Origin of the sequence: Microbacterium testaceum (assembly GCF_006539145.1) — a bacterium.
GTDB classification, from domain to species: domain Bacteria; phylum Actinomycetota; class Actinomycetes; order Actinomycetales; family Microbacteriaceae; genus Microbacterium; species Microbacterium testaceum.
In genome coordinates this window covers 81,365-105,647 of the sequence record NZ_BJML01000004.1, presented here as the reverse complement: position 1 = coordinate 105,647, position 24,283 = coordinate 81,365, and the positions used below count along the sequence as shown (strand labels likewise).

At 70.2% G+C, this 24,283-nt stretch carries 21 protein-coding genes; 4 read left to right on the top strand and 17 right to left on the bottom strand.

Going from position 1 to position 24,283, the window contains the following annotated elements; all coding sequences use genetic code 11:
- Window positions 1-299: 299 nt before the first annotated feature.
- Window positions 300-1,883 (bottom strand): Rieske 2Fe-2S domain-containing protein, encoded by a 1,584-nt coding sequence (locus tag MTE01_RS07985; RefSeq protein ID WP_141376716.1) that lies wholly within the window; start codon window positions 1,881-1,883, stop codon window positions 300-302.
- Between the two features lie 153 nt (window positions 1,884-2,036).
- On the opposite strand from MTE01_RS07985, the gene MTE01_RS07980 reads away from it, so the two are divergent.
- Window positions 2,037-2,429 carry a tautomerase family protein gene (locus MTE01_RS07980; RefSeq protein WP_141376714.1) on the top strand — a complete coding sequence of 131 codons (393 nt, stop codon included), beginning with the start codon at window positions 2,037-2,039 and terminating at the stop codon, window positions 2,427-2,429.
- A 48-nt stretch (window positions 2,430-2,477) separates the two neighbouring features.
- On the opposite strand, the gene MTE01_RS07975 is transcribed toward MTE01_RS07980, so the two are convergent.
- From MTE01_RS07975 to MTE01_RS07955, 5 genes are all read right to left on the bottom strand, one after another.
- Window positions 2,478-5,426, bottom strand: coding sequence for a DEAD/DEAH box helicase (locus MTE01_RS07975; protein WP_141376712.1), 2,949 nt, complete (start codon window positions 5,424-5,426; stop codon window positions 2,478-2,480).
- A 103-nt stretch (window positions 5,427-5,529) separates the two neighbouring features.
- Window positions 5,530-5,940 carry a transcription antitermination factor NusB gene (nusB, locus tag MTE01_RS07970; RefSeq protein WP_141376710.1) on the bottom strand — a complete coding sequence of 137 codons (411 nt, stop codon included), beginning with the start codon at window positions 5,938-5,940 and terminating at the stop codon, window positions 5,530-5,532.
- Window positions 5,941-5,942: 2 nt separating this feature from the next.
- Complete coding sequence (efp, locus tag MTE01_RS07965; protein WP_056231743.1) at window positions 5,943-6,503, bottom strand: elongation factor P; 561 nt, start codon at window positions 6,501-6,503, stop codon at window positions 5,943-5,945.
- Between the two features lie 72 nt (window positions 6,504-6,575).
- Window positions 6,576-7,034 carry a type II 3-dehydroquinate dehydratase gene (locus MTE01_RS07960; protein WP_103209540.1) on the bottom strand — a complete coding sequence of 153 codons (459 nt, stop codon included), beginning with the start codon at window positions 7,032-7,034 and terminating at the stop codon, window positions 6,576-6,578.
- Between the two features lie 13 nt (window positions 7,035-7,047).
- Window positions 7,048-8,865: a sugar phosphate isomerase/epimerase and 4-hydroxyphenylpyruvate domain-containing protein gene (locus MTE01_RS07955; protein WP_141376708.1), complete on the bottom strand. Its 1,818-nt coding sequence runs from the start codon at window positions 8,863-8,865 to the stop codon at window positions 7,048-7,050.
- 62 nt (window positions 8,866-8,927) lie between these two features.
- Here MTE01_RS07955 and MTE01_RS07950 point away from each other — a divergent pair, with 62 nt between their 5' ends.
- From MTE01_RS07950 to MTE01_RS07940, 3 genes are all read left to right on the top strand, one after another.
- The gene (locus tag MTE01_RS07950) at window positions 8,928-9,560 is read left to right on the top strand and encodes a TetR/AcrR family transcriptional regulator (protein ID WP_141376706.1); all 633 of its coding nucleotides are present in this window, start codon (window positions 8,928-8,930) and stop codon (window positions 9,558-9,560) included.
- 144 nt (window positions 9,561-9,704) lie between these two features.
- Window positions 9,705-10,598 carry a shikimate dehydrogenase gene (locus tag MTE01_RS07945; protein WP_141376704.1) on the top strand — a complete coding sequence of 298 codons (894 nt, stop codon included), beginning with the start codon at window positions 9,705-9,707 and terminating at the stop codon, window positions 10,596-10,598.
- 13 nt (window positions 10,599-10,611) lie between these two features.
- Window positions 10,612-11,931: an MFS transporter gene (locus MTE01_RS07940; protein ID WP_141376702.1), complete on the top strand. Its 1,320-nt coding sequence runs from the start codon at window positions 10,612-10,614 to the stop codon at window positions 11,929-11,931.
- Window positions 11,932-12,163: 232 nt separating this feature from the next.
- Here MTE01_RS07940 and MTE01_RS07935 read toward each other — a convergent pair whose 3' ends face one another.
- The 11 genes from MTE01_RS07935 to MTE01_RS07885 form a co-directional block, all read right to left on the bottom strand.
- Window positions 12,164-12,700, bottom strand: coding sequence for a GNAT family N-acetyltransferase (locus MTE01_RS07935; protein ID WP_103209528.1), 537 nt, complete (start codon window positions 12,698-12,700; stop codon window positions 12,164-12,166).
- Window positions 12,697-13,773 carry a 3-dehydroquinate synthase gene (gene aroB / locus MTE01_RS07930; protein WP_141376700.1) on the bottom strand — a complete coding sequence of 359 codons (1,077 nt, stop codon included), beginning with the start codon at window positions 13,771-13,773 and terminating at the stop codon, window positions 12,697-12,699. Before aroB ends, MTE01_RS07935 begins: the two co-directional genes overlap by 4 nt.
- On the bottom strand, window positions 13,770-14,312 hold the full coding sequence (locus MTE01_RS07925; protein ID WP_103209522.1) for a shikimate kinase: 543 nt from the start codon (window positions 14,310-14,312) through the stop codon (window positions 13,770-13,772). The genes aroB and MTE01_RS07925 overlap by 4 nt, the downstream gene beginning before the upstream one ends.
- A complete protein-coding gene (gene aroC, locus MTE01_RS07920) occupies window positions 14,299-15,525 on the bottom strand; it encodes a chorismate synthase (RefSeq protein ID WP_116239765.1) in 1,227 nt (408 codons plus the stop codon). The genes MTE01_RS07925 and aroC overlap by 14 nt, the downstream gene beginning before the upstream one ends.
- 4 nt (window positions 15,526-15,529) lie before the next feature.
- The gene (locus tag MTE01_RS07915) at window positions 15,530-16,363 is read right to left on the bottom strand and encodes a shikimate dehydrogenase (RefSeq protein ID WP_141376698.1); all 834 of its coding nucleotides are present in this window, start codon (window positions 16,361-16,363) and stop codon (window positions 15,530-15,532) included.
- The gene (gene mltG / locus MTE01_RS07910) at window positions 16,357-18,339 is read right to left on the bottom strand and encodes an endolytic transglycosylase MltG (protein WP_141376696.1); all 1,983 of its coding nucleotides are present in this window, start codon (window positions 18,337-18,339) and stop codon (window positions 16,357-16,359) included. Before mltG ends, MTE01_RS07915 begins: the two co-directional genes overlap by 7 nt.
- 1 nt (window position 18,340) lies before the next feature.
- Window positions 18,341-18,814, bottom strand: coding sequence for a Holliday junction resolvase RuvX (gene ruvX, locus MTE01_RS07905; RefSeq protein WP_141376694.1), 474 nt, complete (start codon window positions 18,812-18,814; stop codon window positions 18,341-18,343).
- Window positions 18,811-21,480 carry an alanine--tRNA ligase gene (gene alaS, locus MTE01_RS07900; protein WP_141376692.1) on the bottom strand — a complete coding sequence of 890 codons (2,670 nt, stop codon included), beginning with the start codon at window positions 21,478-21,480 and terminating at the stop codon, window positions 18,811-18,813. Before alaS ends, ruvX begins: the two co-directional genes overlap by 4 nt.
- Window positions 21,481-21,542: 62 nt before the next feature.
- Entirely contained in the window at window positions 21,543-21,866 is a 324-nt protein-coding gene (locus MTE01_RS07895) for an ATPase (protein WP_141376691.1), read from the bottom strand.
- 192 nt (window positions 21,867-22,058) lie between these two features.
- Window positions 22,059-22,688, bottom strand: coding sequence for a 30S ribosomal protein S4 (rpsD, locus tag MTE01_RS07890; protein ID WP_056231683.1), 630 nt, complete (start codon window positions 22,686-22,688; stop codon window positions 22,059-22,061).
- A 184-nt stretch (window positions 22,689-22,872) separates the two neighbouring features.
- Window positions 22,873-24,264, bottom strand: a complete 1,392-nt coding sequence (locus MTE01_RS07885) for a replication-associated recombination protein A (RefSeq protein ID WP_116239769.1) — start codon at window positions 24,262-24,264, stop codon at window positions 22,873-22,875.
- Window positions 24,265-24,283 lie beyond the last annotated feature (19 nt).

Below are 24,283 nucleotides of genomic sequence, written 5' to 3'. Positions count from 1 at the left end.
CACGGGACGGGGTTAAAGGTTGCTGTGGTTCTTCGTCGAGTCTAGCGGGTCGGGTGGGACGACCGTCGAGTCGATCCGGGCGGGTGGCGCGGCGGTCGCGGGGAGCGGGGCGGCGGCGGGGAGCGGATCGGCGTGGCGGATCCGCGGGAGAGCGGCGCGGGCGGTCACGGCCGTGCGGTGCGTGTGGCCCCGGCAGCGCCCGGGGCGGGAAGAGATTCAGCGGGGAGAGGACGGATGCCGCGTGTGCGGTCCTCCCCTCCCGGAGTCTCCTCCCGCGGGCGACATCGCGAGCGGCAGCCTCAGCCCGCGGCGACCTCGGCGGCGGCCCGCTCGGCCGCGGCGCGCTCTCCGCTGGGCGTAGAGCGGATCGGGTGCCCGGTCGTGGTCAGGCAACGACCGCTGGCCAGGTCCCACTTCCAGTCGTGCAGCGAGCACGTGAGCACGCCGTTCTCGATCTTGCCGGTTTTGGTGAGGTCCGCGCGCAGGTGCGGGCAGCGACGCTGAACGGTCCAGCCGTCGATCTCGGCATCCTCGGTCTGGTCCGACTGTTCGGCGTACCAGTTCTCGACGTACTCGATGCGGTCGCGCGACAGGCACTTCAGGAACGTCGTGAGGAACTCGTTGAACTTGCCCGAACGACCCACCTCGAACTGCATCGACAGGAAGATCGAGTTCGACCAGTCGATCTCGTGGTCGCGGATGTTCGTCGACACGAGGTCGGCGGGGATCGTGTACCAGTAGATGCACTCCTCGCCCGCGTACTCGCGGACCTTCGCCTTGGGGAAGTCCACGACCATGTCGAGCTCGCCGATGCGGAAGCGCACCATGCCGCCGACACCGTTGCGGATGGTGCGCGCGCGGCGCAGCAGCGGCTCCCACCACTCCTTGATCGCCGCGAGCATCTCGGCCGGCGGCAGGACCTCCGCGCGGGTGGCCTCTTCGGCCTGTACCTCTGCCTGGCGGCTGTCGCGCTGCTCGGCCAGGTAGTTCCACTTGTCACCGAAGACACGCTCGATCTCGGCATCCGTGTACAGCGTCTGGGTGACGGTGACGTCCGACCCCTGCACCTCGACCTCGGTCCCCGGGAGGAACAGGTAGCCCTTCTGGTCGGGGCGCTGCTCCTTCATGTGCGCGAGGAACTCCCGTTGGTCGGTGAAGATCGAGTCGTTCTCGAGGCCCGTGCCGTTGTAGCGGAACAGCTCTTCGCGCAGGAACATCGGCGGACCGGCCATCGGGAAAACGTGCTCGGCGTCCACCTTGTCGATGTAGTACATCGCGCGCTTGTTCTGCGCGTCGCGCTTGAGCTGCGCGAAGTTCTGCTTCGCGTCCTGGGGCAGGTCGTAGACCATGGGCCACCAGATCGCGCCCGAGACCTGGGTGAAGTACGCGTCGGGCTTGCCGAAGTCGAACAGCTTCTCGAGATCGAGGGGATGCGAGTCGTTCTGGTTCAGCACCGACGCGGTTCCGTCGTCGAGCGACAACGACGAGTCGCCGATCGGCCCGTCCGAGGGGGCGCGCAGGGGCGTGACCATGAGCCTCAGGTCACCGAACTGCAGGGGCACGCCGGCCTCGGTGCGCACGAGGTTCGTGTAGCCGAGTGCGACGAGGTCCTGCTCGAGATCATCGGTCGGGTACTCGGGGAGCAGAACCGTGATGTCTTTCGACACGTAGCGCTCGAGCAGGGCCGGATCGAAGTGATCGCGGTGACGGTGCGAGATGTACAGGAAGTCCGCTTTGCCGAAACGCTCCCAGTCCAGGGCGCGGTTGTCGGGGAACGGGAACCACGAGCCGAAGAAGCTCGGACCGAGGACAGGATCGCAGATGATGCTGCCGCCCCGCGTCTCGATGAACATTCCCGCGTGGCCGAGGCCGGTGATCTTCATGTCGCTCCTGTGTCGTTGGCGGAACTTCACGAGTCTACGCGGGGACGGCTGCGAGAGCCCGGGGAGCACGGGGTGTCGGGAGAGCTCCGTCAAGCCGCCCCCGCGCACACCGCCCGCGAGTACCGTGCCCCCCGGACCGACGAAAGGACCCCCATGCCCCTGTTGATGATCGACACGATCCGTGGCCAGTACGACGAGACCGAACTGCGACGCCTGATGGATGCCGTGCAGGACGCCGTCGTCGACGCGTTCGGTGTTCCCGACACCGACCGGTATCAGATCCTCACCCAGCACGAGCCGTTCGAACTCGTGGCCCTCGACACGGGGCTCGGGATCCAGCGCAGCGCCCGTCTCGTGATCGTGCGCGTGACGTCGAAGGAGCGCCCGCAGGATGCCAAGGTCGCCCTGTACCGCGCACTCGCGCGCACGTTGCATGAGCGCCTCGGCATCCAGGGGAACGACCTCGTCGTGAGCATCACCGAGAACGGCGACGCCGACTGGTCTTTCGGTCAGGGGGAGGCGCAGTTCCTCACGGGAGCACTCTGACGACACCGCGGGCCGGCCTCGTCGCTCGGGCGGACCCCTCTTCACCCCCTACGGCCCGAGCAGCCCCCGGATGTCGTCCGCGTCGAGAGACGCGGCGAACGCGTCCTCGTCGTCGATCACCGCGTCGAACAACGCCGCCTTCCGGTGCTGCAGAGCCCGGACCTTCTCTTCGACCGTGCCGGCGGCGATGAGGCGGTACACGAACACGCTCTGGGTCTGCCCGATACGGTGCGCGCGATCGATCGCCTGATTCTCGGCCGCGGGGTTCCACCACGGGTCGAGGACGAACACGTACTCGGCCTCGGTGAGGGTCAGACCGAAACCGCCGGCCTTGAGGCTGATGAGGAACACCGGAGCGTCTCCCCCGCGGAATCCCTCGACGACCTCGCCCCGTCGGGCGGTCGACCCGTCGAGGTGCGCGTAGTCGAGCCCGGCCGCGCGGAGCCGCTCGGCGGCGAGATCGAGGAACGACGTGAACTGACTGAACACGAGGGCCCGGTGCCCCTCGGCCGCCACCTCGACCAGACGCTCGAGCAGCACATCGAGCTTGGCCGACCCGAGGTGCGCATCGCGCTCGTCGACGAGCCCGGGGGCGAGGGCGAGCATGCGCAGCAGCGTCAGCGAGCGGAACACGATGAACCGCTGCCGGTCGAGGTCGTCGAGCAGACCCAGCACCTTCTGCCGCTCGCGCTGCAGCACGCGATCGTAGAGCTCCTGGTGGGCGGGCCCGAGGGGCACGGCGATCTCCTGCTCCTGCTTGGGAGGGAGATCGGATGCCACGATGTCTTTCGTGCGTCGGAGCAGGAACGGTCGTACCCGTCGACGCAGGCGTTCCAGGGTCTTCTCGCGATGCGCGCTCGCCGCGGCCGCCGACAGCGCGGTCGGTGCGTCGGAGGGGAGCTGCTCGATTGCGCGCGTGTAGTCCTCGCGGAACTGCCGGATCGAGGGGAACAGCCCCGGAGCCGTGAGCGCCAGCAGAGCCCACAGATCGTCGAGGCCGTTCTCGATCGGCGTCCCGGTCGCCGCGAACACCGCGTCGGTGGTCAGCGCCGCGATCGCGCGATGGATCCGCGTCGCGGGGTTCTTCACGAACTGCGCCTCGTCGAGAACGACGCCCGCCCAGTGCGGAGCGCCGAACTCCTCGGCATCCGCCCGCACGACCCCGTACGGGGCGACCACGATGTCGACGCCCGCAGCGATCCTGCCGATCGGATGCGCGCGGCGCACCGAGGTGGACTCGACGACGGCGACTCGCAGATCGGGGGCGAAGCGCGCGGCCTCGTCGCGCCAGGTGGGGAGCACCGATGTCGGGGCGACCACGAGCCAGGGGCGGGTCTCGCCGAGAGCGCGGGTGTGGGCGATGAGCGCGAGCAACTGCAGGGTCTTTCCCAGCCCCATGTCATCGGCCAGGATGCCCCCCAGTCGGTGCGCGTGCAGCAGCGCGAGCCATGACAGGCCCTCGCGCTGGTACGGGCGAAGGTCGGCCAGGAATCCGGCGGGCGGGGTCACCGGGGGCACCTCCGCGACATCGAGCAGGGCCCGGGCCAACCCCCGCCACTCGACCGCCGCCTCGGACTGATCGGCGAGGTCCTCGAACTCCGCCCACAGCGCGAGATGGGTCCGCGGGAGGCGGGGACCGGTCTCCCACTCGTCGAGGGTCGCGGCTTCGTCCAGCAACTCGCGCAGACGCTGCAGCGCCGGGTGAGCCAGCGAGAACCAGGCGCCGTCCGAGAGCTTGACGCGTGTGCGTCCGCGCGACAGAGCCGAGAACAGCATCCCGAACGGGATCATGCGGCCCTCGATGGTCACGACGATCCCCAGGTCGAACCAATCGCGGTCGAGGGACTCCACCGCCGTGATCCGCAGGGACGGGTCGCCCCGCAGCTCGCGGAAGGGCGGTGCGGTGCCGGTCGTGCGCACCCGCACCTCGTCGAGCACGTCGACGGCGGGAAGCACCCGCGACACGAAGACCGCCGCATCGGCGTCGCGCAGGGTCGCGCTCGCCGCGATCGGCAGATCGGATGCCGTCATCCACGCCGTCTCGAACCGCACGCCGATCTGCGCCTCGGCGCGCACGTCGCGATCGGCGTGGACGTCGTCCGAGCCGTAGGCGACCCGGACGCCGCCCGGGTAGACCCAGTCCAGGCGGAACGCCACGTCGTCGTCGGCGTAGGTGACGCCCACCTCGAGCGTGGGACGGGCGGGAGGGGGCGCGGGAACCCCCGCACCCACCGACAGGGGCGCGCGACGCGCGAGACGCGGATACACCTCGGCGACGAATTCCGCGGCGTCGCCCGACGGCACCTCCACCGGAGGGGCACCGATGAGCGAGGGCAGCGGAGCGGGCAGGTCGACCGCCGCGAGCACGATCGGCACCGGATCGACGTCGATCGCGAACGCGAACAGCCCCGAGCCGCCGATGGCGCGGGCGTTCGCGGCATCCCTCGCCTGTCCGTCGATCTCGAGGGCCGCCGACACCCGCAGCGCTCCCCCGCCGACGGCGTCGAGGGCGACCCGCGCCGACGCCTCGCGCGCGAGGCTCACCTGCTGCTGCGCGGTCAGGGGAACGAGAGGGATGCCGAGTCCCTCGGCCGCCGCGAGGTGCGGCCAGAGCAAGGGAGAGTCGACGGCATCGAGCGCGACGGTGTCGCCCGAGGGTGCGAAAGGTCCCACCGTGCGCAGGGCCTGCGCGAGGGCGTGGAGCTCGGCGAACCACCGGACCTGCACGGGGTCGAAGCGCCCCGAGGACCGACGCACGGCGTCCCACGAGGCGTCTCCGCGGATCCAGGCGTCGCGAGCGCCGCGCACGAGAGGGCGCGCGACCAGTTGCAGGTCGTCCTGCCGCTTCGCCAGCGACCGCGCCGTGACCGGCACCACCGCGCGCGCCTCCCACCGTGACGGGTCGTACGCCTCGCGCTGGCGCAGCTCGACGCCGAGGGCGAGGGGCTCGAACACGGCCGTCTCACCCGCGGGGGCGAGGTCGCGCCACGAGGTCACGACACCATCCTGGCCGGGGGCTCCGACATCGCGGCATCCGCGAAACGACGCGACGCGACCGCCGACGAGAGGTCGGGGCCGCGTCGGAACACGTCGCGAGGAGTCAGGACGAACGCGCGATCCGCGCCAGCACGCCGTGCACGAACGATCCCGAGTCATCGGTCGAGAACTCCTTGGCGAGCTCCACGGCCTCATCGATCGCGACGGCCGTGGGCACCTCGTCGTTGTAGAGGATCTCCCACGTGCCCATGCGCAACAGCGCGCGGTCCACGACGGGCATGCGCTGAAGCGACCAGTCCTTCGCGAACGTGGTGATCTGTTCGTCGATCGCGTCGCGGTTGTCGATCACGCCGTCGACGATGTCGCGGGCGTACAGCCACGAGGCCTCGCGAGCGGGCTCGTTCGCCGCGCGCTTGGCTTCGGTGGCCAGCATGATCGCCAGCTCTTCGCCGCGGACGTCCGCCTGGAAGAGGATGTCGAGGGCGCGCTTGCGCGCTTTCGTACGGGCGCTCACTGTCAGCTGATGCGGCCGAGGTACTCGCCGGTGCGAGTGTCGACCTTGATCTTGGTGCCGGTCTCGAGGAACAGGGGAACCTGCATCTCGTAGCCGGTCTCGACCGTGGCGGGCTTGGTGCCGGCCGACGAGCGGTCGCCCTGCAGGCCGGGCTCGGTGTACGTCACCTCGAGGATGACGGACGGCGGCATCTCGACGTAGAGCGGGTTGCCGTTGTTGAGGGCGATCTGCACCTGCTGGTTCTCGAGCAGGAAGTTGGCGGCGTCGCCGACGGTGGCGGCACCGACCGTGATCTGGTCGTAGTCGGCGACGTCCATGAAGACGAAACCGTCGCCGTCGTTGTACAGGTACGTGAAGTCGCGGCGGTCGACGTTCTCGGTCTCGATCTTGGCGCCGGCGTTGAAGGTCTTGTCGACGACCTTGCCGCTCATGACGTTCTTCAGCTTCGTGCGGACGAACGCGCCGCCCTTTCCGGGCTTGACGTGCTGGAACTCCACGACGCTCCAGAGCTGACCGTCGATGTTCAGGACGACGCCGTTCTTGATGTCTGCAGTGGATGCCATGAGTGCCGATATTCCGTTTCGTGAGTCGAAGTGGGCGAGAGCCCGACGTCAGAGTCTACGTGATCCCTGCCGTCAGCCGTCGGCCCGACCCACGACCACGTCGATGAGCAGGTCGACGGCGCGCGCGTAGCCGGGCACCCCTTCGCCGATGACGTGCACGACGGCGACGTCTTCGATGTAGGAGAAGTGACGGAAGCTTTCGCGCTCCGTGATGTTCGAGATGTGCACCTCGGCGACGGGGAGGGAGACGGATGCCAGCGCATCCCGCAGCGCGACCGAGGTGTGCGTCAGCCCTCCGGCGTTGATGACGATCCCGGCGCAGTCGAGTCGTGCGGCGTGGATCGCGTCGATCAGCACGCCCTCGTGATTGCTCTGGATCGCGCGAACCTCGTGCCCGTGCCTCTCGGCGGCCTCGGTCGTCACGCGTTCGACGTCGGCGAGGGTGTCGCGGCCGTAGATCTCGGGCTGGCGGGTCCCGAGCAGGTTGAGGTTCGGGCCGTTGACGAGCAGCAGTCGGCGGGGGGTGGTCATGCCAGGCACGCTATCAGCGCCGCCCCTGGGCGCTGAGTCGCACGGGGGCCGTGCCCGCGCCGTAGCCCGCGTAGTCGTCCACGCGCTCGACGAACTCGAGGAAGACCTCGCCGATCGTGCGCGTGTAGAAGTGCAGGTACTCCCCCGCGTGGTCGCGGTCGTACCCCAGGTGCAGCTCGCGTAACTCGTCGACAGCGGCATCCGTCATCTCGAAACGCGCCGCGAGGTCGTCGTAGTAGTTACGGGGCATCGCCAGCGGGACGAAGCCCCGCTCACGGGCGGATCGGGCGAGGGCCCGTACATCGCTGCACGCGAACGCGACGTGCTGGGGCAGAGCAGCGCCGGCGCGCTCCCCGGCCAGGATCGGAGGGGCGACGTTGAGGGGAAGGCGGACGCCGCCGCCGGGGGCGCCGAGAACGCGGCTGGCGACGAGACCCTGCGGCCCCGGCACCTCTGTACTGCTGTCCACCCGCAGGGCGAAGCCGGCGGTGTAGAACAGCGTTGCTTCCTCGATGGCCTGCCAGGGCTGCGACAGACTCACGTGGTCGACGCCCACCACGGCACTGGCGCGCTCGGGCTCGCCATGCTCGAACTCGGCGACCCAGGCGGGTTCGCCCTCGTCGGCGGCCTGCGCCCAGTAGACCTCGGTGCCGTCCGGGGCGACGGCGCCGTCGAGGCGTTCCTCGCTCGCGTAGGTGCGGCGGTAGGCGCGAGGGACGTGCAGCTCGTCCATGCGCAGGTCCACGGCCTCGGCGTCGTCGACCTCGAGGCCCACCGCAGCCAGCCGCGGCTCCCAGCCGCGGGCGTGCTGCTCGTTGAGGACGAGGCGGGCGTTGCCGGCGGTCCACAGCGTCACCGGCTTCGTGCGGTGGCGTCCGCGCGAGGTGAACCCGAGCTGACCGAGCAGCTCCTCGACGGCCGAGGTGTCCTCCGCCTTGATCTCGACGAAGTCGACTCCCGAAGGGGCCGCCGAATCGGGGAGCATCGCCAGATCGTCGCGGCCCACGGCATCCGGGAGTACTCTCGAGACGGCGTCTTCGAGCCAGCGCAACGAACGGCGCGCGTGGCGGGCCGTCCGGCGCGCGTCGGTCTGTCGGAACGTGTCGTTGAACACCTCGAGCGACCACGGACCGGTGTACCCGGTCGAGACGATTCGCGCGGTGAAATCGACGAGGTCGAAGTCGCCCTCGCCCGGGAACAGGCGGTGGTGCCGACTCCACGAGAGCACGTCCATGCTGAGCCGCGGGGCATCGGCGAGCTGGACGAAGAAGATCTTCTCCGAGGGGATGTCGGCGATCGCGGAGGTGTCATGCCCGCGCGAGAGGATGTGGAAGGAGTCCAGACACACCCCCACCGCGGGGTGGTCGGCGAGCTCGACGATGCGCCACGCGCGGCGGTAGTCGTCGACGAAGCGCCCCCAGGCCAACGCCTCGAAGGCGATCCGGATGCCGTAGTCCCGGGCGAGATCGCCGAGTCGCCGCAACTGCGCGGCCGAGACGGCGTCGTCGTCGATCGTCGCGGTCGCGACGTTGCTGCAGCACAGCACGAGGTCGATTCCGAGGCGGTTCATGAGGCGGAACTTCGCCTCCGCGCGGCGCAGGACCGCGGCGAAGGCCGGCTCGTCGACGCCTTCGACGTCGCGCATCGGCTGGTACAGGTCGAGAGCGAGCCCCAGCCTGCCGGCGAGGGCGGCGATCTCCTCGGGGCTCTCGGGCGCGGCGAGCAGGTCGGGCTCGAAGATCTCGACGCCGTCGAAGCCGGCGTCGGCGCACGCGTGGAGCTTGTCGGCCAGGGTGCCGCTGATGCAGACGGTCGCCATCGAGGTCCTCATGGCGGCCGAATGTACCAGTTAGTACAAACGGGGTCCACTCCCCTCTCCAGTAGGTTGGGGTCATGGCCGAGGCACGTCGAGACGCCGAACGCACCCGCTCCGAGCTGCTGGCCGTGGCGACCGAGGTGTTCGCCGAAGACGGCTACTCGGGTGCCCGCGTCGATGAGATCGCGGCCCGCACGCGCACCACCAAGCGCATGATCTACTACTACTTCGGCAGCAAGGACGGTCTGTATCGGGCCGTGCTCGAACAGGCCTACCGCGGCATCCGCGAGGCTGAGCGCGCGATCGACGTCGATCACGCCGACCCGGTGGATGCCATCCGCGCCCTCGCCGAGCTCACCTACGACCACCACGTCGGCCACGATGCTTTCATCCGCCTCGTCGCTATCGAGAACATCCACCGCGGGGCCTTCATTCGCCAGATCGAGGGGCTGCGGACCCTGTCGCAGCCCGCGAAGGGGCTGCTCGACGACATCCTCGAGCGCGGGCGCGCGGCGGGGATCTTCCGGACCGACGTCGACGCGATCGACGTGCACCTCGTCATCAGCTCGTACTGCGTGTTCCAGGTCGCTAATCAGTACACCTTCGGGCACCTCTTCGATGTCGACCTCGCCTCGCCCCACCGGCGGACGCACCTGCGCGCGGTCATCGGCGACGTCGTGGTCGGGTGGCTGACGGCGCCGTCGCGCTGAGGCGGTCCGGGTCTCTCGCCCCGGGCGCCGACCGCGGCCGGCAGCTACGGCGCCGGAATCGATCGTTGACACCGTCGGCGAGGCATGATTTCCTCTGAACGTACCGGTTAGTACATAACCGCCTCGCGGACACGAAGGAGTCCCGTGAACGACGCGCACCCGTATCTCGTCGGCCTCATCGGCACGGGGGTCCTGCCCTCGCTGACGCCGCCGATGCACATGGCTGAGGCTCGCGCCCTCGGAATCACGTACGTGTATCGCCCTCTCGACCTCACCGCCCTGGGGATCGCCCCCGACCGCATCGGCGACCTCCTCGCCTGGGCCGAGCGACTCGGGTACGACGCCGTCAACGTCACGCACCCCTGTAAGCAGAGCGTGCTCGCCCACCTCGACCGTGTCGATCCGGTCGCCGCCGCTCTCGGCGCCGTCAACACGGTCTTGTTCACACCCGCCGGCCGTGTGGGCTACAACACCGACACGACGGGCTTCGCCGCAGCCTTCGGTGACGGACTCCCCGGTGCCGGTACCCGACACGTCGTCCAGCTCGGCGCCGGAGGGGCTGGCTCGGCAGTCGCCGACGCCCTGTTGCGTCTCGGAACCACGCGCTTGAGCATCGTCGACCTCGACCCGATTCGCGCGACGGCTCTCGCGGACGACCTGGGCCGGCGTCATCCGCTCGCCGCCGTCGATACGGCCTCTGCGGCCGATCTGCCCGCGGTGCTCGCCGACGCGGACGGGCTCGTGCACTGCACCCCGGTCGGCATGGCCGAACACCCGGGCCTCCCCCTCGACGCCGACCTGTTGCGCCCCGAGCTGTGGGTCGCCGACATCGTGTACCGCCCGCTCGACACCGAACTTCTCGTCACCGCGCGCGAGCGCGGGTGCCGCACCCTGAGCGGCGGACGCATGGCGGTCCACCAGGCCGTCGCCGCCTTCGCCCTCATCACCGGGACGCGACCCGATCCCGACCGTATGACCGCTCACTTCCTCGACCTCGTCGCCGCCGACTCCCCCGTCGATCCGGCCCTCGCCCGCTAAGGAGCACTCGTCCATGACCACCACCGCAACGACGCGGAAGACTCCCGTGAGGGCGGCCACGGCCAGCTTCATGGGAAGCGCCGTGGAGTACTACGACTTCTTCCTGTTCGGCTCCGCCGCCGCCCTCATCTTCCCGACGGTGTTCTTCCCCTCGGGCGACCAGGCGGCGCTGGTGATGTCGTTCGCGACCTTCGGGTTCGCCTACATCGCCCGCCCGTTCGGCGCGATCATCCTCGGCCACTTCGGCGACCGCATCGGACGCCAGAGGGTGCTGATGTTCACCCTGCTGCTGATGGGGCTGTCGACCTTCGTCATCGGCTGTCTCCCCGGGTTCGCGCAGATCGGCTGGTTCGCCCCCGTGCTGCTGGTGCTCTGCCGTCTCGCCCAGGGTCTCTCCGCCGCCGGCGAGCAAGCGGGAGCGTCGTCTCTCACCCTCGAGCACGCTCCGGATTCGCGGCGTTCGTTCTTCACCTCGTGGACGCTGACGGGCACCCAGGGCGGCCAGATCCTCGCGGCGTTGATCTTCATCCCGGTGGTCGCCCTGCCCGATGACATCAAGTTCTCGTGGGGCTGGCGCGTGCCGTTCTGGCTGAGCGCCGTCGTCGTGATCGTGGCGTTCTTCATCCGACGGAGCCTGCACGAGACGCCCGAGTTCGAGCAGGCCAAGGCCGACGGTCAGATCGCCCGCATGCCGCTGGTGCCGCTGCTGAAGAATCACTGGCGCGACGTGCTGCGAGTGATCTGCTGCGCATTCATCGCCGCGGTGTCGACCGTCTTCGGCACCCTCGCGATCGCCTACGGCAAGGAGGAGGGGCTCGACGCGAGCGTCACGCTGTGGCTCGTCGTCGTGGCCAACGTGGTCGCACTGTTCACGCAGCCGCTGTTCGGCACCCTCGCCGACCGCATCGGCCGCAAGCCCGTCTTCATCTACGGGGCGCTGTCGTCGGCGGCCTTCATGCCGTTCTACATGCTGTCGATGGGCGCCGGGAACAACCTGGTCACCTTCGGTCTCGCGATCCTCACGTTCTCGTGCGGATACGCCGCGGCCAACGCCGTGTGGCCCTCGTTCTACGGCGAGATGTTCAGCGTCCGGGTCCGCTTCTCGGGCATGGCGATCGGCACCCAGCTCGGCTTCCTCATGGCCGGCTTCGCTCCGAGCATCGTCGCCGCCCTCGGCGGCGGATCAGCCGGCGGCTGGGTCGTCATCAGCCTCTTCACCGCCGTCATCGCCGTGATCGCCTCGGTGAGTGCCCTTACCGCCCGCGAGACGAAGGACGTCCCGACCGATCAGCTCGGGCTCGCCGCTGAGCGCCGCGTCGCCTCGACGGTCTGACCGACACGCGCACGCCCCGTCTTCTCCGGAGGGCGGGGCGTGCGCGTGTGATCTCGAAAGGCCGCGCTCGACGTCGGATTCGAGACGGAATCAGGACCGGATGCCACCGCCTCGGCAGTCGCGCGCCTCATGGATCCGGAGATTCGCAAGGGGTTCGAAGACGGGGCGGGGTGGCCCGATCACAGGGCGGTAATCCGACGTGCGCGCGGTCGTCCGCGCAGCGGAATGCGCGTCAGAGCGTGCGAAGCGACCGACTCATGGCGAGTTCGGCGCCGATGGGACCGGTGAAGGTCTCGCCCGTCGGAGCGAAGCCCGCGCGCCGGTACACGGCCTGGGCACGGGCATTGTCGACGTGCACGTCGAGAGACAGGGTCTCGAAGCCCTGGCCGGCGCTCCAGTGCGCGGCGGCGTCGAGGAGAGCGTCGATCGCCCCGCTCCCCCGCGCCTCGGGGGCGACGTAGACGCCGACGACGTCGGCGCGCCCCGCACCCAGCCGCCGCCCCGTGTGGTCGACATCTCCCACACGGCGCACCAGCACGGTCACCGATCCGACCCACGCGTCGCCGTCCTCGGCCACGAACATCGCCGCGGCCGATCCCGTGGCGCCGCCCGCCGCACGCTCGTCCCAGAAGGCCGGATCGCGATCCTGCTCCTCCTCGTAGCTAGTGAGGAAGGCGATGGATGCCACCGGGTCGCTGACCGCACGCAGTCGCAGTTCGCGCACGCGGCCGCCCTCATCCGCGCGCACGCGGCGCACGGCGATGCTCACGCACCGACCTCCTGGTATGCCGCGAACAGCAGCGATTCATCGGGCGCCTGCAACACGGTGGGACGCGCGAGATCGTCGAGCACGATGAAGCGCAGCATGCTGCCGCGGCTCTTCTTGTCGCGCTGCATCGTCGCCTTGAGGGTCTGGAACGCCCCGGCCCGGTACGTCGTCGGAAGCCCGAGCGACTCCAGCACCGTGCGGTGGCGCTGAGCGACGTCATCCGAGAGCCGACCGGCGAGGCGCGACAGCTCGGCCGCGAACACCATGCCGACCGAGATCGCCGCGCCGTGACGCCAGCGATACCGCTCGGCGTGCTCGATCGCGTGTCCGAGGGTGTGCCCGTAGTTCAGCACTTCCCTCAACCCCGCCTCGCGCAGGTCTTCGCCGACCACGCGCGCCTTCATGTCGATCGCGAGTTCGACGCAGCGACGGAAGCCGTCCCCGCGGGGATTCACGATCCCCTCGGGATCGGCCTCGATCAGATCGAGGATCTCCGGATGCCAGATGAAGCCCGCCTTGACCACCTCGGCGAAGCCGGCGGTCGCTTCGTTCTTCGACAGCGTATCGAGCAGGTCGAGATCGCACACCACGGCGACCGGCGGCCAGAATGCACCGACGAGGTTCTTGCCCTCGGCGGTGTTGATGCCGGTCTTGCCGCCCACCGCGGCGTCCACCATTCCCAGCACGGTTGTCGGAACCTGCACGAGAGCGACGCCGCGGAGCCACGTCGCGGCGACGAAACCGGCCAGATCGGTCACCGCTCCCCCGCCGAAGCCGACGACGACGTCGGTGCGGGTGAAGTCCGCCTGGCCCATGACCTGCCAGCAGAACGCCGCCACCTCGACGCGCTTTCCGGCCTCGGCGTCCGGGATCTCGGCCAGCAGCACCTGACGATCGCCCATGAGCTGGGCGCGAAGCTCCTCGGCCTGCTTCGCGAGCGTCGGCGGGTGGACCACCAGCACCTTCTGCGCGCCCGCGGGCAGCGCCTCGCCGAGCGAGGACAGAAGGCCCCGTCCGATCGTGATGTCGTAGCCGGGCTCGCCGGCGACGCTGATGGTGGTGGTGTCGGTCATGCCGTCTCTCCGGCCGGCACACGGCGTGCCCAGGCCACGATGTCGTCGACGACTCGCGCGAGCGGGCCCGACGAGGTGTCGAATGCGATGTCGGCGGTCTGCTCGTAGACGGGCCGCCGTTCTTCGAAGATGCGCTGCCACCGTGCGGCGGGGTCTTCTCCGCCGAGCAACGGCCGTTCATCGCCGTGGATCCGGGATGCCACGACGTGCGGCGCCACGGTCAGCAGCACGACGCGGTGCGCGCGCAGACGTTCGCGCGTCAGCGGGTCGAGGACCGCTCCCCCGCCGAGCGCGACCACGCCGCCGCGACCCAGGGCCTCGACGACCGCCTCGCGCTCGAGGGCGCGGAAGTGCGGCTCTCCGTGGGCGACGAACAGCGCCGGGATCGGGCCGTGGTCGCGCACGACGAGCTTGTCGGTATCGGTGAAGGGCGTGCCCAGCGCTCGCGCCACGCGGCGCCCGACGCTGGTCTTGCCCGCGCCCATCGGACCGATGAGCACGACGGCAGGGCCGGCGGGGGGCTGCTCAGGCGAGGTCATGCGCGAGGAGCGCCGCGTCGGACGCGTCGGTCGTGCGCAGCGTCTCGGGCAGGTTCGCGAGATAGGTCTCGACGTTGCGGCGGGTCTCGACGATGTTGTCGCCGCCGAACTTCTCGAGCACGGCGTCGGCGAGGGTGATCGCGACCATGGCCTCGGCCACGACACCGGCTGCCGGAACCGCACAGACATCGGAGCGCTGGTGGTGTGCCGCCGCGGTGTCGCCGGTCGCCACATCGACCGTACGGAGGGCCTTGGGGATCGTCGCGATCGGCTTCATGCCGGCGCGCACGCGGAGCACGGTCCCCGTGGACATGCCGCCCTCGGTGCCGCCCGCCCGGTCGGACGACCGTGTGATCCCGTCGCCCGTGGCGAACAGCTCGTCGTGGGCCTGCGATCCACGGCGGGTGGTGGTGAGGAAGCCGTCGCCGACCTCGACGCCCTTGATGGCCTGGATGCTCATGAGTGCCTGAGCGAGCCTGGCATCCAGGCGACGATCCCACTGAACGTGGGAGCCCAGCCCCGGCGGAAGGCCGTAGGCGAGGACCTCGACGACGCCGCCGAGGGTGTCACCGGACTTCTTCGCATCGTCGACCTCGTCCACCATGGCGGCGCTCGTCTCGGCGTGGAAGCAGCGCAGCGGATCGGCGTCGAGACGGTCGACGTCGTCGGGCGTGGGGAATTCCGCGTCGTCGGGGACGCGGACGGGACCGATCGAGAGGGTGTGGCTGACGAGCCGGATGCCGAGCTCGTTGAGGAACGAACGGGCGACGGCACCCAGGGCCACGCGCGCGGCCGTCTCGCGGGCCGATGCGCGCTCGAGGATCGGGCGCGCCTCGTCGAAGCCGTACTTCTGCATGCCGACGAGGTCGGCGTGACCGGGGCGCGGCCGGGTCAGGGCGGCGCCGCGCCCGCGGGAGCGGTCGGAGAGCTCGACGGGCTCAGGGCTCATGACCTCGGTCCACTTCGGCCACTCGGTGTTGCCGATGCGCAGCGCGATGGGGCTGCCGATCGTGAAGCCGTGCACGATGCCCGTGGACAGCGACAGTTCGTCCTCTTCGAACTTCATGCGCGAACCGCGGCCGTATCCCAGGCGACGGCGCGCCAGTTCGGCGCGGATCTGCGCCGAAGAGATGGGGACACCGGCCGGCATCCCTTCCATGAGGGCGATCAGCTCGGGGCCGTGGGACTCGCCGGCGGTGAGAACGCGAAGCATGGTCCTAGTCTCCCATGAGCGCGGTGCGCATTGCGGCCAGCACCTCGGCCTCGTGCTCCAGGGCGATCGCGGGGTCCCCTCCGACGAACACGCGCACCTGCAGCAGAGCCTGGTGCAGCAGCATCGAGAGACCGTCGTGCGCCTCGCCGCCCGCGCGTTCCCAGGCCTGAGCGAGCGGGGTCGGCCAGCCCCCGTAGACGACGTCGACGAGCGGGCCGGAGACGGATGCCAGCTGGTCGGCGACGCGGCCGAGGTCGGTGCCTCCCGGCAGCGCTGCGATCGTGGCGTCCACCGCTGCGAACTCGGGGTCGTCGAGGGCGACGACGCGAACGACGCCTCCCAGAGCATCGGCGAGGGCGACGAGGGGCGCGGCGGCCTCGGGCCGCCGGGCGCGTACCTCGATGAGCCCGGCTCCCGCACGGGCGGCGGCGACCACCGCGGAGGTCGCCGTCGCCCCGGCGCCGAGCACGCGGACCGCCTCGGGCTCGCGCACGCCGATCTCGTCGAGGGCGCGCGCCAAGCCGCCCACGTCGGTGTTGAAGCCTCGGGGCCCGCGTTCGGTCAGCAGGAAGGTGTTGACGGCGCCCGTGAGGCGCGCATCGTCATCGAGCGAGACGGCGGAGCGGGCGGCGGCATGCTTCAACGGCATGGTGAGCGAGAGACCGCGCCAGTCGGCATCCAGCCCCTCCACCGCGTCGGCGAAGCGCGCCTCGTCGACCTGCCGACGCCCGTACTCCCAGTCGAGGCCGAGCACGCCGTAGGCCGCCGCGTGCAGTCGGGGTGATCGCGAGTGCGCGATCGGGTCGCCCCAGACGGCGAGGCGGCGGCCGGTCAGCATCCGCCGTTCGGATTCTCGCGGCACCACTGCTGGAACTGCGCGACAGCCTTCTCTTGATCGGCGTAGGTGGTCGAGAACACGGTTTCGCCGGTCGACAGATTCACCGTCGTGAAGTAGTACCAGGGGCCGTCGACGGGGTGCATCGCGGCGTCGATCGCGAGGTCTCCGGCGTTGGCGATCGGCCCGACCGGAAGTCCCGGATACTTGTAGGTGTTGTACGGGTTGTCGCTGTTCAAGGCGTTCGCGCTCGACGACGAGGCTCCAGCATCGAGTTCGTTCGCTCCGTACTGCGCGGTGGAATCCATCTGCAGCAGTCCGTGCGTCTCGGTGTTGTCGGGCTGCAGACGGTTCTCGATGACACGCGAGACCTTGTAGAAGTCTTCGCTGCTGCGGGCCTCGCGCTCGATGATCGAGGCGATCGTGAGGATTCGCTCCCGATCGTTCGGGGCGACGCCGGCTTTGTCCAGCGACTCGATCGTGCGCTTGACCATACGATCGATCACCTGCGAGGCGGTGACGCCGTCGTCGAAGTCATAGGTCGCGGGGAAGATCCAGCCCTCGAGGGTCGGGGCCGACACCCCGTAGGTCGCGGGGGTCGCGACCGCGGCGTCGAGGTCGGCTCGCGCGATGCCGGTCTGCTCCGAGATGATGTCGAGCGACTGCTTCAGGGTCAGTCCCTCGCGCAGCTGCACGGAGTTGTCGAGACGGTTGGCGGGGTCCCGGAGCGCGGCGATCACGGCCTCGGAGGTCATCTGCTGCTGGAGCTTGTAGACGCCGGGCTGGAACGTGAACCCCACGGCGTTGTCGACCATGTACTTGTAGAGCGAGTTGGACGCTTTTGTGACGCCCGCCTCGAAGAGCTTCGGCGAGACGGACTGGCCCGTGTCACCCGACACGATCGTGACGCGTGCCTCACCGGTCGCCTGGCCGGCCTGGTAGTCGAGGGACTCGCCATTGCCGAGGAATGCCTGGATCCGTTCGCCGTAGGTGTTCCACAGGGCGAACCCGCCGCCGGCGACACCGCCGACGAGGATCAGCACGATCGCGAGGGCGATCCAACGACCGACATGACGCCGCCGTTTCGGGGGCTTCTGCGGTGCCCAGCCGATCTGCTGCGTGGTGGTCTCGCCGGTGAAGAGCTCTTCGAGGGATCCGGATGCCGCGGCTCCCGGCGCGGCGGAGGCGGCAGCCGCCGCGCCGGGACCGACGAGGGCGGGTTCGCGGTCGCGAGCCGGCTCGGTGCGGCGCGACGAGGAGGGAGCGTGAGGCGTCTCGGCGGAGCGGGGAGCGTCCGCGCGGCGGGCGGCGGCCTGCCAGGCGGCGGACTGCGTGTCGCGGGCGGGCTGCGCGGCGGCGCCGGAGGGCGTGTTCTGCGCGGATGTCGTGCGAGGCGCCTGATCTCGCACAGCGCGCGAGGCACGGCCCGCGACTGCCGGCCCCGTTGCCGCCGTGGAGGCCGCGGCAGAAGCACCGTTGCGGCGCGGCCCCGGCGCCGCCTCGTCGCGGCCGCCCGCGGCAGCGGTGTCGCGTGTCGTCTGCGATGACGGGTGATCGGCGCGTCGCGCGGGTTCGTGCTCTTCCGCTCGAGCTGCCGACTGCTCGGCTGCGGAACGAGGGGCGGGCGTCGAACCGCTGCGCGGGGCGTCCGTCGGCTCGGCGGGGAAGGCTCGCGGCCGCTCGGAGGAAGCGGCCGGGTCGAGAGGCGGCTGCGCGTCCGCGACTCGGGGTGCCGGCGCGGGTTCGGCTCCGCGCTCGGCAGGCACGGATGGCGCGACTTCGGCGGCCTGCTCCGGCGAGATCGTCGGCGTGGCCTCGGTCGCCGCTCGCCGGGCTTCACGAGCCGCGCGGCGCGACGGCGGGGCGTTCTCTCCCGAGGCGGCGGCGCGGCGGGAGGAGCGTGCTCCGGTGCGCGGGTCGGGCAGGCGACCGTAGAGATCCGCGAACGGATCGTTCTCGGGAGGCTGGTTCTCGGGCATGTCAGGCGGGCTCCTGTCCCGGTGTTACGGCGGGTCCGGCCGGCTCACCGGACTGTCGCTCCACGTCGAGTGCCTGCTGCAGAAGCACCACAGCGGCGACTTGGTCCACAATGCTACGAGAATCACGCTGGGAACGTCCTGCTTCGCGCAGAACACTCTGCGCCGAGACGGTGCTCAGGCGCTCGTCGACCAGACGGACGGTCATCGGGAGAGCCGCCGCCAATGCCGCGGCGAAGGCCCGGGCGTCGGTGGTCGACGGCGTGTCTTCGCCACGCAGGTTCAGCGGCAGCCCCACCACGATCTCGAATGCCTCGTACTCGGCCGCCAGAGCCGCGATGCGACGAATCGGCTCGCCCTTTCGAGGCACCGTCTCGACGGGAACGGCGAGCACCCCGTCCGGGTCTGACCGAGCCACGCCGACGCGCGCGCGCCCGACGTCGATCCCGAATCGGATGCCGCGACGAAACGACGTCACGCGATCGTCGTCCGCACGTCCGAGACGATTCCCTCGAGCGCCTGCGGCAGGGCCGCGGCATCCGTTCCGCCGCCCTGGGCGACGTCGGGACGACCTCCGCCACCGCCGCCGAGCACACCGGCCGCCGCCTTGGCGAGGGCGCCCGCGGCGAGCCCCCGTTCGCGCGCGGAGTCGTTGGTGACGACGACCACCGTGGCGCGGCCGCCGGTGGTGCTCGCGAGAGCGACGACCGCGGGGTCGCTGCCCAGGCGGTCGCGCACCTGCAGCGCGAGCGAGCGCACGTCGTCTGCCGAGGCGCCCTCCCCGAGGCTCTGTGCGACCACCCGCACGGTACCGACGGCGACGGCCGACTCCACCAGCTGGGGCAGGCGACCGGTGAGGGCCTGCGCCTCGAACGCCGCGATCTTCTTCTCGGCGGCCTTGAGGCTCGCGGCCAACTCGGCGATGCGGGTGGGCAGCTGCTCGCGCGGCGTCTTCAGGCTCGAGCTGAGCTGAGAGACGATCGCGCGCTCGGCGGCGAGGTCACGGAAGGCGTCGAGGCCCACGAGGGCTTCCACGCGGCGGTTCGACGCGCCGACCGACTGCTCGCCCACGAGGTTGACCAGGCCGATCTCGGCGCTGCGAGACACGTGCGTGCCACCGCACAGCTCACGCGACCAGGGACCGCCGATGTCGACCATGCGCACGGTGTCGCCGTACTTCTCGCCGAACAGCGCCATGGCGCCCGCGGCTTTCGCCTCGTCGAGCGACATCACGCGCGTGGTGACCTCGAGGTTGTCGCGCACCGCGTTGTTGGCGATGTCCTCGATCTCGGTGCGGGTCTCGGGCGACAGCGCCGAGCCCCAGCTGAAGTCGAAGCGCATGTAACCCGCGCGATTGAGCGAACCGGTCTGCGTCGCCGTCTTGCCGAGCGTGTCGCGGATCGCCGCATGAACGAGGTGAGTGGCGGTGTGGGCCTGCTGTGCGGCGTGGCGGTTGAGCGCGTCCACCACGGTGGTCGCGGGGGCACCGACCGACACCTCGCCGGTCGTCACTTCGACGGTGTGGCTCACGAGTCCCGGGACCGGGCGCTGCACGTCGAGCACCTCGAGCTCGTACCCGGGGCCGACGATGACGCCCTTGTCGGCGACCTGTCCTCCCGACTCGGCGTACAGGGCGGTCTCGGCGAGGATCACCTCGGCGATCTGGCCCTCGGCCGCGCGGTCGATTCCGACCCCCTGGATCAGGATGCCGAGAACCCGGGACTCCGTCTGCATCTCGGTGTAGCCGGTGAAGACGGTCTCGCCGTGGGCGCGGAACTCGCGGTAGGCGCTCTGGTCGGCGATCGTGCCCTTGCGGGCGCGTGCGTCGGCCTTGGCACGTGTGCGCTGCTCGAGCATGAGCTGGTCGAAGGCGCCGCGGTCGACGGACAGCCCGGCCTCTTCGGCGATCTCGAGCGTGAGGTCGATCGGGAAGCCGTAGGTGTCGTGCAGCAGGAACGCCTCGGAGCCCGACAGCGTGGTGCCGCCGCCGTTCTTGGCCTCGACGACCGACTGGTCGAGGATCGCGGATCCCGCCGCGAGCGTGCGGAGGAACGTCTGCTCCTCGGCGATCGCGTAGGCCGAGAGGCGCGCGTAATCGGCCTCGACCTCGGGGTAGGACTCTTTCATCGCGTCGCGTGAGGCGGCGAACAGCTCGGGGAACGTGGGGCCGTCGACGCCGAGCAGGCGCATCGACCGGATCGCGCGACGCATGATGCGGCGCAGGATGTAGCCGCGGCCCTCGTTCGAGGGGGTGACGCCATCGGCGAGCAGCATGAGGGATGAGCGCACGTGGTCGGCGACGATGCGCAGGCGCACGTCGTCGTCGTGCGACTCCTGGCCGTACGACTTGCCCGCCAGCTTGGCGGCCAGATCCAGCACGGGGCGCACCTGGTCGGTCTCGTACATGTTGTCGACGCCCTGCTTGATGAACGCGATGCGCTCCAGGCCCATGCCGGTGTCGATGTTCTTCGCGGGCAGCTCCCCGACGATGTCGAAGTCGTACTTCGAGCGCACGTTGGTGATCTCATACTGCATGAACACGAGGTTCCAGATCTCGACGTAGCGGTCGTCGTCGGTGGCGGGGCCTCCGTCGATGCCGTACTCGGGACCGCGGTCGAAGAAGATTTCCGAGCAGGGACCGGCGGGGCCGGGCAGACCGGTCGACCAGTAGTTCGTGTCCTTGCCCAGGCGCTGGATGCGCTCGTCGGGCAGAGAGCTGAGCTCGAGCCAGAGGTCGCGGGCTTCGTCGTCTTCCTCGTAGACCGTGACCCAGAGGTCCTTCGGATCGAACGCGAGGCCGCCCTCCGACTCGGGGGCCGTCAGCAGCTCCCAGGCGAAGCGGATCGCGTCTTCCTTGAAGTAGTCGCCGAACGACCAGTTGCCGAGCATCTGGAAGAAGGTGCCGTGACGCGGGGTCTTGCCGACTTCTTCGATGTCGTTGGTGCGGATGCACTTCTGCACGTCGGCAGCGCGCGGATAGGGCGGCGGAACGACCCCGCTCAGATACGGGATGAAGGGCACCATGCCCGCCACGGTGAACAGCAGGGCCGGGTCGTCGGTGACGAGCGAGGCCGAGGGGACGATCGTGTGGTTCTTCTTCTCGAAGAAGTCGAGGAAGCGCTGGGCGATCTCGGCGGTTTTCATGGCGGGTCTTTCCGTACGCATGCGGATCCGCCCCACGGGTGGGGGCGGGAGGCCGGAGGGGGTCAGTCGGAGGGGGAAACGGCCTTCTCGGCGGCGCGGGCGGCGTCGTCGACGGCGTCGGCGGACTTCTCGACCGCCGAGGACGCGACGCTCTTCGCGTCGTCGATGATCTCGGAGAGGCGGGTCTCCTGCGCGTGGTAGGCGTCGCTCATGCGGTCGGTGAACTCGCCGATGCGGGAGTCGAGCTGCGCGAGCACCTCCTGCCCGCGGGGGTCCTTGTTGACGAGGTGGGCGGCGACGAAACCGCCGACGATGCCCAACGCGAACCAGACGAGGCTTCTCACGATCACCACTTCTTCCTCGATACGACGCCGCGGTCGCGGCATTCTCCCATCGTAGGCGAGGGGCCCCGTGGAGCGCGCGTCCGCCGACGTGGCGCCCCGGTCACGTCGCATCGCTGCCGCACCTCGGCCGGTCCCTTCCGGTGCGGGGCGTGCCGAGTCCATCCGCGCGGAAGCGCTCCGCGAGTACCAGAAAGGGCGCCGGGAGAACCCGACGCCCTTCTGTGCTCGCTGAGGTCAGCGGGCGGCGTAGTACTCGACGACGAGCTGCACGTCACACGTGACGGGCACCTCGGCGCGCTTCGGGCGACGGACGAGCTTCGCCTGCAGCGTCGAGAGGTCGACCTCGAGGTAGCCCGGAACGGGGGGCAGCACTTCGGCGTGCCCACCGGCGGCGGCGACCTGGAAGGGCTCGAGACCCTCGCTCTTGGTCTTGACGTGGATCAGCTGACCCGGCTTCACGCGGAACGACGGGCGGTCCACGAGCTGGCCATCGACCATGATGTGGCGGTGCACGACGAGCTGGCGAGCCTGCGCGGTGGTGCGGGCGAAGCCCGAACGAACGACGAGGGCGTCCAGACGCATCTCGAGCAGCTCGACCAGGTTCTCACCGGTCAGGCCGTCGGTGCGGCGGGCCTCGTTGAACGCGATGCGCAGCTGCTTCTCGCGGATGCCGTACTGCTCGCGCAGACGCTGCTTCTCGCGGAGGCGAACGGCGTAGTCGCTGTCGGCCTTGCGCTTGGTGCGACCGTGCTCACCCGGAGCGTAGGGACGCTTCTCGAGGTAGCGGGCGGCCTTGGGGGTGAGCGCGACGCCGAGGGCGCGCGACAGACGCACCTTGCGGCGGTCCTGAGACTTCGTGGTCACGAAGTTCTCCTTCCGATGACGCGGCCGCGCCTTTCGCGGCTCGCGGGCGTATCGCCCCCTTCCGCCCGATCCGGAGCGCACGCCGGGGCGCACCGGAAGGTGATCACAGGAAGGAGGGGATGCCCGAAAACCCTGTTTCGAGCCGGTTCATGCTATCAGAGCCGCCCGCACGGTCGTCGAGCGCCTACGCCCCGTCGAGGATGCGACGGATTTTCTCCAGGCGCGCGGAGACGTCGCGTTCGGTGCCGTGGTTCGTGGGCTCGTAGTAACGTCTGCCCGCGAGTTCGTCGGGAAGGTACTGCTGCGTCACGATCCCGATCTCGCTGTCGTGGGCGTACTTGTATCCCTTGCCGTGCCCCAGCCGCTTGGCGCCCGGGTAGTGCGCGTCGCGGAGGTGCATCGGCACACGCCCGAAACCGCCGGCGCGCACGTCGGCGATCGCGGCGTTGATGGCGTTGTAGGCGGCATTCGACTTGGCGGTGGTGGCGAGGTAGATCGTGGCCTCGGCGAGGGGGATGCGTCCCTCGGGCATGCCGATGAACGCGACGGCGTCGGCCGCGGCGACAGCGATCTGCAGGGCCTGGGGGTCGGCCATCCCGATGTCCTCGGCGGCGGAGATCACCAGGCGCCGAGCGATGAAACGGGGGTCCTCCCCCGCCTCGATCATGCGCGCGAGGTAGTGGATCGCGGCATCCGGATCCGAACCGCGCACCGACTTGATGAAGGCGCTGATCACGTCGTAGTGCTCGTCGCCCTGGCGGTCGTAGCGCAGCAGCGCACGATCGACGGCCTGGGCGATGTGGTCGGCGGTGATCACGGGGAGCTCTCCCCCGTCGCCGGCGAACGGGCCCGGGTCCTGCTCGTCGTCGTCGTCCGAGTCGGGCGACGTGGCACCGTCGTCCCCCGCGACCGATGCCGCCGCCTCGAGAGCGGTCAGAGCTCGACGGGCGTCGCCGGACGCCAGGCGCACCAGGGCGGCGCGCGCTTCGTCTTCGAGCACGACCCGGCCGGCCAGACCGCGCGGATCGGTCACGGCACGATCCACCAGGGCCCCGAGGTCGTCGTCGCCGAGCGGGCGAAGGGTGAGCAGGAGCGAGCGCGACAGCAGCGGCGAGATGACCGAGAACGAGGGATTCTCGGTGGTCGCGGCGATCAGGACGACCCACCCGTTCTCGACGCCCGGCAGCAGGGCGTCCTGCTGGGCCTTGGTGAAGCGGTGGATCTCGTCGAGGAAGAGGATGGTCGACTGCCCGTAGAGGTCGCGCTGGGTGAGCGCTTCTTGCATGACCTCGCGCACGTCTTTCACGCCCGCGGTGATCGCCGATAGCTCGACGAAACGGCGCCCCGACGACCGCGCGATCGCCTGGGCGAGCGTCGTCTTCCCGGTACCCGGCGGGCCCCACAGAATGACTGAGGCCGCGGTGACGGATGCCGAGGAGTCGGTGGTGGCGAGGGTGACCAGTGGTGACCCCGGTCGCAGCAGATGCCCTTGACCGGCGACCTCGTCGAGGCTCACCGGGCGCATGCGCACGGCGAGCGGCGTCTGGCCCTGGAAGAGGGCGGAGGAAGAGGTCACCCCTCCAGGCTAACCGCGG

Coding starts and splice junctions, on each gene's coding strand:
- MTE01_RS07980 (WP_141376714.1), top strand. CDS start 2,037: ATGCCCCTGTTGATGATCGACACGATCCGTGGCCAGTACGACGAGACC.
- MTE01_RS07960 (WP_103209540.1), bottom strand. CDS start 7,034: ATGACCACCCCCCGCCGACTGCTGCTCGTCAACGGCCCGAACCTCAAC.
- MTE01_RS07895 (WP_141376691.1), bottom strand. CDS start 21,866: ATGCCGCGACCGCGGCGTCGTATCGAGGAAGAAGTGGTGATCGTGAGA.
- mltG (WP_141376696.1), bottom strand. CDS start 18,339: ATGCCCGAGAACCAGCCTCCCGAGAACGATCCGTTCGCGGATCTCTAC.
- MTE01_RS07950 (WP_141376706.1), top strand. CDS start 8,928: ATGGCCGAGGCACGTCGAGACGCCGAACGCACCCGCTCCGAGCTGCTG.
- MTE01_RS07925 (WP_103209522.1), bottom strand. CDS start 14,312: ATGACCTCGCCTGAGCAGCCCCCCGCCGGCCCTGCCGTCGTGCTCATC.
- aroC (WP_116239765.1), bottom strand. CDS start 15,525: ATGCTTCGCGTTCTCACCGCCGGCGAGTCCCACGGCCCCGAGCTGATC.
- alaS (WP_141376692.1), bottom strand. CDS start 21,480: ATGAAAACCGCCGAGATCGCCCAGCGCTTCCTCGACTTCTTCGAGAAG.
- aroB (WP_141376700.1), bottom strand. CDS start 13,773: ATGACCGACACCACCACCATCAGCGTCGCCGGCGAGCCCGGCTACGAC.
- efp (WP_056231743.1), bottom strand. CDS start 6,503: ATGGCATCCACTGCAGACATCAAGAACGGCGTCGTCCTGAACATCGAC.
- MTE01_RS07985 (WP_141376716.1), bottom strand. CDS start 1,883: ATGAAGATCACCGGCCTCGGCCACGCGGGAATGTTCATCGAGACGCGG.
- MTE01_RS07940 (WP_141376702.1), top strand. CDS start 10,612: ATGACCACCACCGCAACGACGCGGAAGACTCCCGTGAGGGCGGCCACG.
- MTE01_RS07915 (WP_141376698.1), bottom strand. CDS start 16,363: ATGCTGACCGGCCGCCGCCTCGCCGTCTGGGGCGACCCGATCGCGCAC.
- MTE01_RS07955 (WP_141376708.1), bottom strand. CDS start 8,865: ATGAGGACCTCGATGGCGACCGTCTGCATCAGCGGCACCCTGGCCGAC.